Origin of the sequence: Paenibacillus tundrae (assembly GCF_030812775.1) — a bacterium.
In the GTDB taxonomy this organism is placed as follows: Bacteria; Bacillota; Bacilli; order Paenibacillales; family Paenibacillaceae; genus Paenibacillus; species Paenibacillus tundrae_A.
The window spans coordinates 1-16131 of the sequence record NZ_JAUSTI010000013.1; the positions used below are offsets into that span (position 1 = coordinate 1).

Here is a 16131-nt window from a genome sequence, read left to right on the forward strand (position 1 = left end):
GCCAGGATCAAACTCTCCAATAAAGTATTGAAAAGAGCGATTAGCTCATTTTGAATCTGACGAGATTAAAAATCTCATTTGTGCTTCGAAACCATTCAGTCCGAAGACGTGTACGATTTCTCAGCATCGATCTTGCAAGCAAGATCGTTACTCACTCGTTGTTCAGTTTTCAAAGATCAAACTTATTTCAGCGCCGACATTCGTTCTCGTCAGCAACTTTTATATCTTATCACATCCGAACCAACTTTGCAAGCTCTTTTTTTAAGTTTCTTTCGAAGCTTATTGTTTGCTTGCCGCACCGTGTTTCTCGTGTTTTCTTGGCCGGAATTAGAATATACCATGTACAGATTTAGAACGCAAGCTTTTTTTGAAGAAAAGTTTAAAATAAGATAAATATCAATAAAAGCCCCTGAAAGAGACTTTTATTGAATCGATGTAGTACCGCACGTTCTATATATGCTACGAACTGATAATTTCCTGAATATGAAGCTGTCTTTGTTGCATTAAATTGATGATACTTCCTTCCACAGATACCATTGGGCGGGTAGGGTGGTCACGATCTGAGAAAATAATCTCTCCTATTTGGTTATTGCTGAGTCTAACCCGTATGCCATTGTGAATCTGCGTGGAACGCTGAATAAATACATTCACAATTGTTGGATCTAGTTTTCCAAACGCCTCGCTCTGAATTTGCTCTAATACTAAATAAGGAGATTGTGCTTTGCGATAGATCTTTTCTAACGTCATCGCGTGAAAAATATCTGCAATGGCTACAATCTTGGCATAGATATGGATCTGTGTACCGCTTAACTGCAAGGGATAGCCTGATCCATCTACCTTTTCATGATGCTGTAGTGCCGCTAGTCTAGCTCCCTCGTTAATAGCTTTTGCTTGCTTCAACACCTGATATCCATATTTCGTATGCTGACGGATCTCTTCCTGCTCCTCTACTGTTAATGCAGAGGGTTTATGGAGTATCAATGGATCTACCTTGTTGTTACCAATATCGTGGAATAGACCTGCAAACGCCACTTGCATCCAATCTTTGGACGGCAGCTCCATCCACTGTGCTAATTGATAGGATGTAATTGCACTTAGAACCGCATGGTGGTATACATAGTCGTGCTCGTGCATCACTCGCGGACTAAAAGTGAGAACATTATATTGCTTCAGGTGAACAAACATAGCTTCAAGCTGTGTACGAAGTTCGTATACAGGCAATTCTGCAGCGAGAGAAGAGAGGAAGGCATTCTTGGTCATCGCCACCATCTTCTCATATTCTTCATGGAGAGATGAGACTATAGCTGCTGTGACTACACCAGCCCCTTTGCCAGACCGTTCTCCATTCTTCTCCACTCCAGTATTACTTGATGCGGTAGAAGTGCCTCTAGAGCCTATATTGCTTGCACCCACACGTTCCTGATCAATGTCGACCTGGTGAACCATAAAAGCTTTAAGCACTTCTATATCTTTAGGTAAAATGACTTTGCCTTTTTGCAACAAAACGTTACCGCGAGAAGTATGTACATCATTCCCTAGTTTAAGCCCTGGCTTTACTTCAGATAAGGTGATTAATCCCATAGTCATTCCCCTCACTCATTATTCTTCTATAAAATAAGACCATAGTCCCAATTTTCCATGTTATTTATCATTATATTACTCGCTTATCAGGCTGTACATCCTAGATTTGCATATAGATTATAAATAAAAAGAGGGCTCCCTTAGGAACCCCCCTACTATATCTTCAACCTATAATATAATAATCTTCGTAAACCCTAACGAACTATGCTTCTGAATCACCGTTGTCTGAATCCGTATCCTCGTTATCTGTTGACGGTTCAGCTACACCTTCAGCAGCTTCTCCTGCTTCTAATTCTTCTAGCAATTCATCCGGTTCATCTTCATTCTTGTCAATCCGGCTAACCGTCGCTACAGCATCTTCATCGCGGATATGGATAAGCTTAACACCTTGCGTGTATCGACCCATGGTGGATATGCCTTCCATACTCATTCGGATCAATGTACCACTGGATGTGATAATCATCAGGTCTTCTTCGGTTTTCACCATTTTCAGGCTAACGACAGCACCGTTCTTCTCTGTAACGTTAATGGTCTTGATTCCTTTACCACCACGAGTCTGCATACGATAATCGCTGACAGGAGTACGTTTACCGTATCCCTTGGCCGTAACGATCAGAACATCCAACTCCTGATCAACAACGTCCATACCAATGACAACATCATCTGTATCCAACGTGATCCCTTTTACCCCTGTTGCACTACGTCCCATCGAACGAACATTGGCTTCGGAGAAACGAATAGACATTCCGTGGGCTGTACCCATGATGATCTCTTGTTGTCCATCGGTCAGCTTAACTTCAATCAGGGCATCATCTTCACGTAAGGAGATCCCGATGAGACCGCCTTTGCGAATGTTAGTGTAATCCTCAAGTGGTGTTTTCTTCACAACACCCTGACGGGTAGCGAAGAATAGATACCTATCACTTTCGAATTCCTGCACTGGAATAACCGCATTAACCGATTCTCCCTGTTCGATCTGGATCAGGTTAATAATTGGTGTTCCACGTGCAGTGCGCCCAAGCTCTGGAATCTCATAAGCTTTGAGACGATACACTTTACCTTTGTCGGTGAAGAACATGAGATAGTTGTGTGAGTTGGTCACAAATAGATGCTCGACAAAGTCGGTATCTTTCGTGTCCATACCTACAACTCCACGTCCCCCACGCTTCTGACTACGATACGTGGATACTGGCAAACGTTTCACGTAGCCCGTATGCGTAATTGTGATGATAACCTCTTCACGAGGAATCAGATCCTCATCCAAGATGCTTTCTTCACCAATCGTAATCTCAGTGCGACGATCATCACCGAAGCGTTCACGAATTTCTTGCAGCTCTGTACTGATAATTTCGAGTACCAGATGCTCATTAGCTAGAATTTCCCGATATTCTGCGATTTTGATCATCAATTCGTTATATTCATTTTCGATACGTTCGCGTTCCAAACCTGTAAGGCGTTGCAAACGCATATCGAGGATAGCTTGAGCTTGGTCATGACTAAGCGAGAATCGCTCAATCAATCCTTCTCTAGCGGCATCTGTATTACTGGAGGAACGAATCAACGTAATAATTTCGTCAATATGATCCAAAGCGATACGTAAGCCTTCCAGGATGTGAGCACGAGCTTCCGCTTTTCTCAGTTCGAACTGCGTACGTCTGCGAATGACCTCAATCTGATGCTGCAAGTAGTGATACAACACTTCACGTAAATTCAGAATCTTAGGTTCTTTGTTCACAATCGCTAGCATGTTAATGCCGAATGTGGACTGCATCGACGTATGCTTGTACAAGTTATTGAGCACTACACCCGGATTCACATCTCGGCGAAGCTCAATCACAATTCGCATACCATTACGGTCTGATTCATCACGAAGATCTGTGATGCCATCAATTTTTTTGTCACGCACCAGTTCGGCAATTTTCTCAACGAGTCTCGCCTTATTGACCTGGTATGGAAGCTCCGTAACTACGATTCTTGCTTTATTATTGTTCTCTTCGATGTTCGTCTTGGCTCTCATGGTTACCGAGCCACGTCCAGTCTGATACGCTTGACGAATTCCTGAACGACCCAGGATATAACCAGCTGTAGGGAAATCCGGTCCGTGGATATAATCCATTAATTCCATAGACGTAATGTCTGGATTTTGGATCATTGCCTGTACACCATCGATAACCTCACCCAAGTTATGAGGAGGAATATTCGTAGCCATACCTACCGCGATACCGCCTACACCGTTAACAAGCAAGTTAGGAAAACGGGCTGGTAATACAACAGGTTCTTGCTCTTCACCGTCATAGTTCGGCTGGAAATCAATCGTATCTTTATTAATATCTCTGAGCATTTCCATAGCAATCTTGGACAACCGTGCCTCGGTATAACGCATCGCTGCTGCCATATCGCCATCTACCGATCCGAAGTTACCGTGACCATCGACATGCATATAACGCAAAGAGAAATCCTGAGCCATCCGTACCATCGTTTCGTATACCGCAGAGTCACCGTGGGGGTGATACTTACCGATAACTTCGCCGACGATTCTGGCTGATTTTTTGTGAGGTTTATCGGGTGTCATGCCTAGCTCCGACATTGCGTAAAGAATACGACGGTGAACCGGCTTCAAGCCATCACGTACATCAGGCAAAGCACGGCTAACAATGATGCTCATCGCGTAATCCATAAACGACTCACGCATCTCGACGCCAATATCCCGATCTTTAATCTGCGAATTCATTTCTTCCGCCATGCTGGACCTCCTTCTTGTCCTTCAACAAACGTTCCATTCAATCAATCAGTTTTCTTTGTATGTGAAAAGCCTAACAAGGCTAAAACCGCGCAAAAACGCTACTCTTTATTATATTACTTTCACAAAAGTTACACAATTAAACGTCTGCAGGACAATAGCCTTATTCTAGTCTGTGTTCAAAAAGAGCGTAATCGGCTGAATCCATCTTCGATGCTGAGATGATGCTAGGCATCCTCGTAATCAAAATCGAACTTTTTGAACATCTTCTTCTAGGAACTTTTGGTGGTCTGGGGGTTAGCCCTGCCCTCCTGCCATTTTACACATACAATGCTAGAAAATGCGGCATATGTACTGCGTATACAAGGCTGATGCCGTTCCCAATCTACGGTAAAACTACAAATTTTGCAGCAAACCACACAAAACGCCATATTTCTCTATTATACCACTGAAATCATCTCTTGTCCTTTGAATTCTCTGTGCTGCTACTCTCTGAAGAACTATAAGTAAAACACGAAAGGACTGGTGTCTCTTGAGTATCCAGCGTGTCTCCAGTAAATGGACCAAAACGGTTGTGCTGCAGCGCAGCCGTGGTGTGAGCAGGTATCTTCCTGTCACGCGTCGATACAATCGTCAAACACTAGAACGGATGACCGAGCTGTATGATTTGAATTATATCAAGCCGGATCGAGGAACCTATGGTAATGGCGTTATGCGGGTCAAAACGATACACACCATGCGGCCTGCGCCTCCTTCCATCCTGGATACCAGCATAGAAGAAACCGATGAAGACCCCTCTAATCCCGGATCAGATAGCGAATCTTTAACAACAGATCAGGATGTGCAACCTGTTACTATTCAAACGACTTCGTACGAACTGCAATACGGTACACAGCAGAACGTATTCCATTCCCTTGATGAACTAGAGCTTGCTCTTAACGAAAAAATTAAGCAACACGAATATATCATTCAACAGGGCATTTCCTTGTTAAAACATGAAGGTCTACCGTTCGATTTACGGGTGCTCACCCAAAAGAATCTCAGGGGATCATGGGAAACTACAGGTATTCTTGGTAGAGTTGCTGCTCCTGGCAAAATCATTACTAACATTCATGGTGGTGGGCGCTTGGCCACCTTTGAAGAGCTGGTTAAGCCCCATCTTTCAAATACTCGCTTTCAAGAACTCCGGAATGAGCTGTACCGGCTTGGAATCCATACCGCTGTGCAATTGCAACAGACGTTTCCGAGACTCAAGGAAATTGGCATTGATATTGCTCTGGATGGATCAGGACGTCCATGGATACTAGAAGTGAACACTTTACCCGGCATCTACGCCTTTGGACTGTTGCCTGATAAAGGGGCTTACCGCAAAATCAAACGTTATGCTATTGCGTATGGAAGGCTGCCTTCCAAGAAAGGCAAGAAAACACGCAAAACAACTAAAGCACAAGCATCCTCCTCCAAAAAACGCGCACGATAGCTAATGCGGCTTCTAACCCAATGCCGATTACCAAAATAAAATAGGCGCCTCACAGGCGCCTATTCTTAACAATCATCAAATATCGAGATTTTTTACATACTTCGCATTTTCCTGGATAAAATCACGACGTGGTTCGACGTTATCACCCATCAACGTATCAAACATAGCATCAGCTAACATCGCATCGCTAATCGATACTTGTAGCATCGTCCGACTCTCAGGATCCATCGTTGTTTCCCACAACTGTCCGGCATTCATCTCACCAAGACCTTTGTAACGCTGGACATTAAACTTCGCATTTTCACCAAGACTTGCGATGATTTCATCACGTTCTTTCTCAGAACCTGCGTAGCGAATGACTTTGTTACGCTCAATCTTGAACAATGGTGGCTGTGCAATATACACATATCCAGCCTCGATAATTTTGCGCATGTATCGATACAGGAATGTCAGAAGCAATGTACGAATATGTGCACCATCGACATCGGCATCGGTCATCAGGATGATTTTGTGGTAACGTGCCTTGGAAATATCGAAATCATCGCCGATTCCTGTTCCCATTGCAGTAATAATGGCTCTGATCTCCGCATTACCCAAGATGCGATCCAGACGTGCTTTTTCCACGTTCAGGATTTTACCACGCAGTGGCAGAATCGCTTGGAAATGACGATCACGACCTTGTTTAGCAGAACCACCAGCGGAATCCCCTTCGACGATGTAAAGTTCGCTAATGGAAGCATCCTTGGAGGAACAGTCTGCTAGTTTACCTGGCAGAGAGCTAACCTCGAGTGCACCTTTACGTCTTGTCAATTCACGCGCTTTACGAGCGGCTTCACGAGCACGGGCAGCTTGCAGACCTTTTTCCAGGATTCGACGGGAAACTGAAGGGTTCTCCTCCAAAAATTCCTGCAGCTTCTCAGCAAATAGGGATTCCACAATACCACGTACTTCACTATTTCCGAGCTTGGTCTTCGTCTGTCCTTCAAATTGTGGCTCCGGAATTTTGACAGAAATAATCGCTGTCAGACCTTCACGCACGTCATCGCCTGACAGGTTGCCTGTACTATCCTTAATCACGCCAGCTTTACGTGCATAGTCATTGATAATCCGTGTCAATGCACTCTTGAAGCCAGATTCATGTGTTCCACCTTCATGAGTGTTGATGTTGTTGGCAAAAGAATAAATATTCTCCGTGAAGTTGTCGTTATATTGCAGAGCAACCTCCACTTGGATATTGTCTCTTGATCCTTCTACGTAAATCGGATTCTCGTGAAGAACCTCACGCTTTTGATTTAGGAATGAAACGTACTCAATAATACCGCCTTCGTACAGGAACGAGTTCGTTGCTCCAGTGCGTTCATCCGTAAGTGTAAGACCAATCCCCTTGTTCAGGAATGCCAACTCTCGAATACGAGTAAGCAAAGTATCGTAATCGTACACTAACGTCTCAGTGAAAATTTCTGGATCGGGATGGAATGTAACAGTCGTTCCTGTCTCCTCCGTAGTACCGATTGTTTTTAGGTCATATTGAGGTGCACCACGGCGATACTCCTGTTGATACATATGCCCATCACGTTTAACGGTTACGACCACTTTCTCGGATAGAGCATTCACAACGGACACACCGACACCATGCAAACCACCGGATACTTTATATCCGCCGCCGCCAAATTTACCACCTGCATGCAGCACGGTCATTACAACCTCAAGTGCAGGACGCTTCATTTTGGCATGTTCGCCGACAGGAATACCACGTCCATTATCGACTACAGTGATACTGTTATCTTCGTGAATACTAACCTCAATATGATCACAGTAACCCGCAAGTGCTTCGTCGATACTGTTGTCCACTACTTCCCAGACCAGATGATGCAGACCTTTGGCACTGGTAGAACCGATATACATCCCCGGACGCTTCCGTACGGCTTCCAGTCCTTCAAGGACCTGAATTTCATTCGCATCATAGGACGGTTGATTCATAGACATGCCTTTCACCTACTTCTATAGATTCAATATCGTAAATATGCGTTAACTAAGAATACTTGCTGAAATAGGATTCCTCTCTTAATTTCAACAAGCTGTCCAAATAAAACAAGCAGCAAAGACACAATCATTGCATCCAGTAACCCCTAGAGATCAGGAAAAATGTGAGCCCGTTTCTTAAGCGTGGCAGAGGAAATAGGTGAGTAGTACACAATATTTTTGGTCACAACAATAGACTTGGCTTCCTCTTCGCCAATATGCTCAACCGTCTTTTCCTGCTCAGCATACGTGACATACTGCTTGGAGATTTTTGAGGATTTTTCAATCGATATATCAAAAATAGCGACCAATTCGGAAGAACGGATGATCTTCTCTCCGCCCAGATGAATGTACATAGACCCTCACTCCTTAGCGTTCAACCTGTCCGGCATGAACGTGATAAATACTGGCATCTTTGAGCTTATCAAGATTCAAGCTCTCGATTCCGGTAGCTGTAATAAAGGTTTGGACCTTACTCTGGAACGTCTCGATCAGCTGCGTCTGACGAAAAGGATCCAGCTCAGATAATACATCGTCAAGCAACAGAACCGGATATTCTCCGATTTCTTCGTGTATCAGCTCGATTTCCGCGAGTTTAAGAGACAACGCAGTTGTACGTTGCTGTCCCTGCGAGCCATACGTTTGTACTTCCCGGTCGTTAATGAAAAAGGACAGGTCATCCCGATGTGGCCCACTTAGCGTTGTGCCTCGGCGAATCTCCTGCTCTTTCATTTGTGATAATTTTATCATAAATTGGTCCATTAAAACAGCTTCATCTTCCTCAGACGCTTCGCTGAAGGAAGGAAGATAGGCTAAACGAAGTACTTCTCCGCCTCCAGTGATGCCTTGATGAATGGTTTCTGCCCACTTTTGGAGTTTCTTTATGAATTGTTTCCTTTTTTTGACGATTTTAACACCGTGCTCGACCAGTTGCTCGTTCCAGACTTCAAGCATCGTCTGGGCTGAGGCGTTCTGTCCCCATAGTTGTTTGAGCAGATTGTTGCGCTGTACAAGTACTTTTTGGTACTGCTGCAGATGGTATAGGTAACCAGGGGCAACCTGACCAATTTCCATATCAAGAAACCGGCGGCGAACCCCCGGCGTGCCTTTGACGATCTCCAGATCTTCGGGGGCAAACATAACCACATTTAGCGTCCCGACAAAATCACTTAACTTGCGCTGCTCTAACCCGTTAATCTTTGCTTTTTTGCCTTGTTGCGACAATGCCAGCTCCAGTTTAACTGATCCATACTTTTTGTCGACTTCTGCAGTGAGTCTAGCACGTTCCTCACCGAAACGAATTAGCTCCTTATCGCGAGATGTACGATGGCTCTTTGTAAGTGCCAGTGCAAAAATGGCTTCTGCAAGATTGGTCTTACCTTGAGCATTTTGACCGATCAGTAAGTTCACAGGGCCAAAAGAGTCCAGCTTTAGATGCTCATAATTTCGGAATTGCTGCAGCTCAATGCTGTTGACAAACACAAGGTACCCTCCCTTTTCTTCCGTCCGTCAGGAGGCAGCAGAATCGAACTGGATTATTCTGCGGCAACTTCGAATGCGCCTTCTCCGTCCACTTCAACGATATCCCCAGGGTATAACTTGCGTCCCCGGCGTTCTTCAGGCTCTTTATTCACACGTACAAGTCCTTCTTGGAGCAAAGCTTTGGCCATACCTCCAGTTGGAATGCAGTCTGCCAGCTTCAAAAACTGGTCAAGCTTAATATATTCCGTACGAATGGTTACTCGGTTCAATTGGAATTCTCCTCTCGTTTCGTTAGTTGGTAGTCCGGTAAGGCAATATAACGTATAGGCTGTGACTGTCATCCAGTGGTTTCAAGATGATTGGGCTCATGACACCAGTAAAAGCGATCATCAGTTGTTCACTTTCCACGACTTTCAGTACGTCCAGCATGTATTTGGAGTTAAACGAGATTTTGAGTGGATCACCACTGAAATCTGCTGGTTCGATCTCTTCTCTTACTTTTCCCAGCTCAGAGGAGCTTGAAGAAATTTCGATTGTTCCAGAATCCATCGTTTGCATGCGCACAATGTTTGTTTTTTCTTCACGTGACAGCAAATAAGCGCGATCAATGGATTCGCTTAATTTTTTGGTATCCAAAACAAGTTCTGTTTTGTACGACGTTGGAATAATTCTAGAAGTATCCGGATATGTGCCATCCAGAATACGGGAGTAGAACAATACGCGGTCAATTTTGAACAAAACTTGATTATCAGCAACAACGATATCAACAAGCGTATTTTGGTCAGGTACGATTTTGCTAAGTTCGTTTAGCGTCTTACCTGAAATGACGACATTGTTAAAACGAATACCCTCTGCATTATCCAGCATAGCTGAACGAGTAGCAAGACGATGACGGTCTGTTGCCACAAATTTCAACTCATTATCAACCAAACTCCACAGTACACCTGTCAAGATTGGAGTTGTCTCATGTGTGGAAATGGAGAATACCGTTTGTTTGATCATATTTTTAAGTAAATCTCCAGGGATGGAGACCGTTTGATTTTCTTCGATGCTTGGTAAAACAGGGAATTCTTCTGGATCAAGACCTACGAGCTGAATCTCGGTAGCCCCTGCTGAGATAAAGGTATTGAAGTTATCTTTGACTTCCATCTGTACTTCCTGGGAAGGCAATTTCTTGATAATTTCGACAAAGAATTTGGCTGGCAATACGACGCTGCCGGGTTGATCAACTTGAACGACACTTTTATCACCATCTTCCAGAGGGATAAAGGATTGGATGGAGATGTCAGTGTCGCTTGCTGTCAAAGTTACACCTTGATGATTCACATCAAATTTGATACCGCTCAAGATGGGGATTGTTGTTCGACTGGAGATTGCTTTAGATACATGCTGAATGGACTCGTTTAAATAGCTTTTCATTATGCTGATTTTCATGGTTTCACTCCTAGCGAATTTTTTGGGATGTTGAGGTGTTGATTTGTGTTTTTCAAAAGCCGAAGGCGATGGTTCGAAAAAGCGTATTTGTAGATGATATCTTTAAGATCTTTTTAGTAATAATAGTAATAGGGGCACTGAATATGTGGATAAGTGGGGTTAAACCCATAAAATTAAGCCTATCCACATGTGTACACGTTGTGCATAGGCTTTGGACTTGTTCAGGTTGGATTCTTTATTTTTTCGGTTAAGTTGTTGATAACTTTATAGAGATCCTGATCGTTTTTAATTGATTGGGATATTTTTTCGTGCGCATGAATGACTGTAGTGTGATCTCGTCCTCCGAATGCTTCCCCGATCTTGGGCAGAGAAAAATCAGTCAATTCACGTGAGAGATACATGGCAATCTGTCTTGGAAAAGCAACAGCTTTTGTACGCTTCCGTGCTTTAAAATCTTCTAGCTTAAGGCTGTAATACTCGCCGACCTTTTGTTGGATGTCTTGAATAGTAATCATTTTGGGACGACTGGAAGGAATAATATCCTTCAGTGCTTCAGCAGCCAGATGAGATGATACATCTTGATTCGTTAACGAAGAATAGGCTACAACCCGAATCAGGGCACCTTCGAGCTCACGGATGTTGGTGTCAATCTGATTGGCGATGTACATCATCGCTTCATTTGGAATATCGAGATTCTCTGCACGAGCCTTTTTACGCAAAATGGCAATCCGCGTCTCCAGATCTGGAGGCTGAATATCTGTAATTAACCCCCACTCAAAGCGGGAGCGAAGCCGTTCTTCCAGCGTTGGAATTTCCTTAGGTGGTCTATCGCTTGAGATAATAATCTGTTTCCGTTCCTCATGCAGCGCATTAAACGTATGGAAAAATTCCTCTTGTGTTGATTCTTTTCCCGCTAGGAACTGAATATCATCAATAAGCAGAATATCGACGTTACGATATTTGTTACGGAAGCTCTCCCCGCGGTTATCACGGATGGAGTTAATGAACTCGTTCGTGAATTTCTCAGACGACAAATAAACAACCTTGCTACTTGGGTCATGCTCCAGAACATAGTGTCCAATTGCATGCATCAAGTGGGTTTTGCCAAGTCCTACTCCCCCATATAGGAAAAGAGGGTTATATGCTTTTGCGGGCGCTTCAGCGACCGCAAGCGATGCGGCATGGGCAAAACGGTTGCCAGGGCCAATGACAAAAGTATCGAATGTATATTTTGGATTCAGCATGCTCAGTACCGCTTCTTCCTGCACAACCTTAGGGGTTGGTGCCGGCAGTTGCGGATCCGGTTCAGCAGGCTTGTTCTCCTCAATGACAAATTTCACATCGACTTGCTTGCCGAGTAGCTCATATACCGTCGAACCTACCAGTTTGGTATAGCGACTCTCCAGCCATTCGACGGCAAACGTTGTCGGTGCGGAAATGACGATGGAACGGTCATTAAGCTTCGTCGCTTTGGTTGCTTTGAACCAGGTATCGAAGCTTGGTTTGCTGAGTTTGTTTTGTATGATTGATAAAATTTGCTGCCATAAATCAGAAGTATGGCTGTCCACAGACTGTCACTCCTTTTACATGTTCCAAGTGTGGCTTAAGCCATGTTGCAGTGTCGAAATACGAGATATATTGCCTGAATTTATCCCCAAACCCCCGCAGGTCGAAAACAAAAAAAGAATGAACAACGGAAAATTGTTCACAACTTTATCCACAGGCTGTTGATAATATTATGGGTCAGATCACATATTCACATCCAAAAGTAATACAATCATAGCAAAAGAAGCCCCGCATTTCAACGTATCGCGTGATTTTATCCACAAATTCAATAACTTGTGTATAATTTTTAACCACAACACAATATATTGTTTATAAATTGTTTAAGTTTCGACATAGCAACCCTAAAGTCGAAATTATTTTATACACAGGTTATCCGTCAAATGATGCCAAAATGTGTGCAAAAGTATTCTTCGTTTGTGAATAACATGATTGTGGATAACTGCAAAGTGAATATGGGTTATTCCAGACGCTGAAACTAACTAGGGTTGTTCCTTGCAGATGTGCTCCATCTTTAAGAGGCTTATTGATTATTGAAAAGAAAGTATATGTAAGATGCAATTCCTTATCATGATTGCTGAGTTGATCAGAGAGAGATCCGACATGAGGATGTACATATAATTGAGCCAAAAAGAGGCAGAAACGATTGCCTATATAGGATATTGATTAGATAGAAGTTGTTCGAAATTGCGATAAAAAGCGCTGGGATCGTAATAGAGGAAGACGAGGTATCTAGTTACATATGTAAAAGAAGAAGAGCCAACAAGCGAACGGTTGTTGGCTCTTGCATTTAGAATGCGAAATAAGTCAGATCAGCGAACCATCTATAAATGACTAGCAGACATCTTACGCTGGAATTCGGCAATATCGGCGTATTCCTCTTCTAGTTTGCGAGAGATGCGAATATAGATGGGCAGCAGCTCTTGATAGAGGGTGGCATGCTCTTTAATAGGTGTATGACGATGGGTTGTACCCACCATGGAAGAAACGGCATGAAGTGACTTAATTCGCCCTGTTGCGTAAAGTCCAAGGACAACAGCCCCAAGACAGGAGCTTTCGAAGCTTTCAGGCACGACCACTTCTTGATTGAATATGTCAGACATCATCTGGCGCCATAGCGGAGAGCGTGCAAAGCCACCTGTAGCCTGAATAGAGGTCGGCTGTCCAATCTGTTCTTCCATCGCGAGCAGAACGGTGTAGAGGTTGAAAATAACCCCTTCAAGCACTGCACGTATCATATGCTCCTTCTGATGGTGGAGGGTTAGGCCAAAAAATGATCCACGTGCGTCTGGATTCCATAATGGGGCGCGTTCGCCCGAAAGGTACGGATGGAAGAGGAGCCCTTCAGATCCGGGAGTAACACGTTCGGCAATTTTGGTTAGCACGTCATAAGAGTTAATACCGAGCCGCTTCGCAGTTTCTACTTCAGACGCTGCGAATTCATCGCGCACCCAACGGAATAGCATCCCACCGTTATTGACAGGACCACCGATAACCCACAGATTCTCTGTGAGTGCGTAACAGAACGTCCGACCTTTGGGGTCGGTAACTGGGCGGTCAACGACCGTTCGAATTGCACCACTGGTGCCGATAGTTGCAGCGACTACACCAGGCTCAATGGCATTTACGCCGAGGTTGGACAACACTCCATCACTTGCCCCAATTACAAAGGGGGTAGAGGGGGAGAGAGCCATTTTTTCAGCCCATTCTTGATGCATTCCCTCTATTGTATGTGTGGTAGGTACGAGCGTGGATAAATGACCTGGCGTAATGCCTGCGATTGCAAGAGCCTCCGCATCCCAGTCCAACTGTTCTAAATTGAGCAGTCCGGTGCAGGAAGCGATGGAGTGATCGACGATATATTGTCCAAATAAACGGAAGAACAAATATTCTTTAATAGATATAAATTTGGCTGTGCGCTGAAAAAGATCGGGTTCGTCATGGCGAAGCCACATTAATTTGGTGAGAGGAGACATCGGATGAATGGGTGTACCTGTCCGAAGGTAGATGCGATGTCCCACTCCGTTCTCCTGCAGCTTGGCTGACCAAGCTGCACTTCGATTATCAGCCCACGTGATGCAGCGGGTTAGCGGTTTGTCGTCTTGCCCCATTGCAATGACACTATGCATAGCTGAGCTGCAGGACACAAATAAGACTTGCTCGGCCATAACACCACTTAGATCCATGACCCCGCGCACAGAGCGGATGGCAGCCTGTACGATCTCCTCAGGGTCTTGCTCAGCCACATCAGGGGCAGGTGTATAGAGTGGATATTCTTGTGTCGAGGTACTAACGACTTCACCCTGTTCTGTGAATAAAACGGACTTGGTACTGGTTGTACCGATATCTATTCCAATCATATAGTTGGTCACGTTGATCTAACCTTCTTTCTCCGGTTACGGAATCGATCTAAACTCTGTAATGAATTTTCATTTTATATCACTGTACTTAGCAGCAAAATAAAGATCAGTCCCACGACGGATAATAGTGTTTCCATAACAGTCCACGTTTTGAGCGTCTGTGCGACACTCATGTTGAAGAATTCCTTAATCATCCAGAAGCCTGCATCATTCACATGGGACAACACAAGGGAACCTGCGCCAGTAGCGAGTACGACCAGTTCGATGTTGGCACCTGGCGTAAGTGCAAGAACCGGAGCTACAATGCCAGCTGCGGTTGTCATCGCAACGGTCGCTGAACCCGTAGCTACACGAATCAGGGCTGCAACAAGCCAAGCGAACAGGATCACGTTAATATTGGCATGGGTAGCAACCTCGGCAATGGCATTACCTACACCACTGTTGATTAGTACCTGTTTGAAGGCACCACCGCCACCAATAATGAGAATAATGGTCGCCGTAGGCGCCAGACATTCGCTAGTGAAGCGGGACAGATCGTGCTTGGTGAAACCACGTGCAAAGCCGAGTGAAAAGAGGGCGAAGACAACCGAAATAAGCAGGGCAATGATCTCATTGCCGATAAACTCACTAAACACTGTGAAGCCACTTGTAACATTTGGGTCAATGATACTTGCAATTGAACCAATCAGCATTAGAATAACCGGCAGCAAAATGGTAAAGAGCGTAATGCCAAATCCGGGCAGGTTGCTGCTTGTTTTGGTAGCAAACTGCTCAGCCAGCTCTGCGGGTGGTTCAGTGTGAACCCTTTTGCCTATAAACTTACCAAACAAGGGTCCTGCAATAATTGCTGTCGGAATACCTACTATGAGGGAGTACAAAATCGTCTTTCCCAGATCTGCGCTGAACGCTTCAATTGCAATCATAGGCGCCGGATGAGGGGGAACGAGACCATGTACTGTGGATAAACCAGCCAAAATAGGAATACCAATCTGCAGCAAAGACATATTTGTTTTACGGGCAACGGTGAAGATGATTGGGATCATCAGAATGACACCGACTTCGAAGAAAACGGGGATACCTACGATAAAACCAACGATCATCATCGCCCAGTGCACACGTTTCATACCAAACCGATCCACCAGGGTAGTAGCGATGCGCTCAGCTCCACCAGATTCAGCCATCATTTTGCCCAGCATAGTACCGAGACCAATAACAATTGCAATGGTACCAAGTGTGCCGCCAAGACCACCGGTAATTGACGAGATTACGTCGGCGGGTTTCATACCTGTAAGTAAACCGAGCATTAATGCAGATAATAAGAGGGTGATAAATGGATTCCATTTATATTTGGAGATCAATACGATTAGAAAAACAATGGCGATCAATGTCCATACCAGTAAAGTTGCATTGTGGGATAGTCCAAATAGAGTACTCATGCTGTATGCTCCTTCTTCTCATGTTGTATATAA

The 16131-nt window shown here is 44.3% G+C and carries 11 protein-coding genes; 1 reads left to right on the forward strand and 10 read right to left on the reverse strand.

Annotated features, from left to right (window positions below; translation table 11 throughout):
* Nucleotides 1-459 precede the first annotated feature (459 nt).
* Entirely contained in the window at nt 460-1581 is a 1122-nt protein-coding gene (locus J2T19_RS20255) for an HD-GYP domain-containing protein (RefSeq protein WP_307218945.1), read from the reverse strand.
* A 202-nt stretch (nt 1582-1783) separates the two neighbouring features.
* Nucleotides 1784-4324, reverse strand: coding sequence for a DNA gyrase subunit A (gyrA, locus tag J2T19_RS20260; RefSeq protein WP_307218947.1), 2541 nt, complete (start codon nt 4322-4324; stop codon nt 1784-1786).
* A 529-nt stretch (nt 4325-4853) separates the two neighbouring features.
* On the opposite strand from gyrA, the gene J2T19_RS20265 reads away from it, so the two are divergent.
* Complete coding sequence (locus J2T19_RS20265) at nt 4854-5801, forward strand: YheC/YheD family protein (RefSeq protein WP_307218948.1); 948 nt, start codon at nt 4854-4856, stop codon at nt 5799-5801.
* Between the two features lie 75 nt (nt 5802-5876).
* Here J2T19_RS20265 and gyrB read toward each other — a convergent pair whose 3' ends face one another.
* The 8 genes from gyrB to J2T19_RS20305 all read right to left on the reverse strand — a co-directional run bounded on the left by gyrB (nt 5877) and on the right by J2T19_RS20305 (nt 16098).
* Nucleotides 5877-7787 (reverse strand): DNA topoisomerase (ATP-hydrolyzing) subunit B, encoded by a 1911-nt coding sequence (gene gyrB / locus J2T19_RS20270; RefSeq protein WP_307218950.1) that lies wholly within the window; start codon nt 7785-7787, stop codon nt 5877-5879.
* A gap of 143 nt (nt 7788-7930) precedes the next feature.
* Nucleotides 7931-8179, reverse strand: coding sequence for an extracellular matrix regulator RemB (gene remB / locus J2T19_RS20275; protein WP_056697587.1), 249 nt, complete (start codon nt 8177-8179; stop codon nt 7931-7933).
* Between the two features lie 13 nt (nt 8180-8192).
* The gene (recF, locus tag J2T19_RS20280; protein WP_056697582.1) at nt 8193-9305 is read right to left on the reverse strand and encodes a DNA replication/repair protein RecF; all 1113 of its coding nucleotides are present in this window, start codon (nt 9303-9305) and stop codon (nt 8193-8195) included.
* A gap of 53 nt (nt 9306-9358) precedes the next feature.
* Complete coding sequence (gene yaaA, locus J2T19_RS20285) at nt 9359-9574, reverse strand: S4 domain-containing protein YaaA (protein ID WP_056697580.1); 216 nt, start codon at nt 9572-9574, stop codon at nt 9359-9361.
* A gap of 22 nt (nt 9575-9596) precedes the next feature.
* Nucleotides 9597-10739 (reverse strand): DNA polymerase III subunit beta, encoded by a 1143-nt coding sequence (dnaN, locus tag J2T19_RS20290; protein WP_145045141.1) that lies wholly within the window; start codon nt 10737-10739, stop codon nt 9597-9599.
* 221 nt (nt 10740-10960) lie between these two features.
* Entirely contained in the window at nt 10961-12307 is a 1347-nt protein-coding gene (gene dnaA, locus J2T19_RS20295; protein ID WP_145045139.1) for a chromosomal replication initiator protein DnaA, read from the reverse strand.
* 819 nt (nt 12308-13126) lie between these two features.
* The gene (gntK, locus tag J2T19_RS20300) at nt 13127-14662 is read right to left on the reverse strand and encodes a gluconokinase (protein WP_370874919.1); all 1536 of its coding nucleotides are present in this window, start codon (nt 14660-14662) and stop codon (nt 13127-13129) included.
* A 74-nt stretch (nt 14663-14736) separates the two neighbouring features.
* On the reverse strand, nt 14737-16098 hold the full coding sequence (locus J2T19_RS20305; RefSeq protein WP_307218956.1) for a GntT/GntP/DsdX family permease: 1362 nt from the start codon (nt 16096-16098) through the stop codon (nt 14737-14739).
* Nucleotides 16099-16131: the final 33 nt, after the last annotated feature.

What these genes read in the sequence shown, in the direction of transcription:
- gntK (WP_370874919.1), bottom strand. Translation starts at nt 14,662, where the DNA reads ATGATTGGAATAGATATCGGTACAACCAGTACCAAGTCCGTTTTATTC.
- gyrB (WP_307218950.1), bottom strand. Translation starts at nt 7,787, where the DNA reads ATGTCTATGAATCAACCGTCCTATGATGCGAATGAAATTCAGGTCCTT.
- dnaN (WP_145045141.1), bottom strand. Translation starts at nt 10,739, where the DNA reads ATGAAAATCAGCATAATGAAAAGCTATTTAAACGAGTCCATTCAGCAT.
- remB (WP_056697587.1), bottom strand. Translation starts at nt 8,179, where the DNA reads ATGTACATTCATCTGGGCGGAGAGAAGATCATCCGTTCTTCCGAATTG.
- gyrA (WP_307218947.1), bottom strand. Translation starts at nt 4,324, where the DNA reads ATGGCGGAAGAAATGAATTCGCAGATTAAAGATCGGGATATTGGCGTC.
- J2T19_RS20255 (WP_307218945.1), bottom strand. Translation starts at nt 1,581, where the DNA reads ATGGGATTAATCACCTTATCTGAAGTAAAGCCAGGGCTTAAACTAGGG.
- J2T19_RS20305 (WP_307218956.1), bottom strand. Translation starts at nt 16,098, where the DNA reads ATGAGTACTCTATTTGGACTATCCCACAATGCAACTTTACTGGTATGG.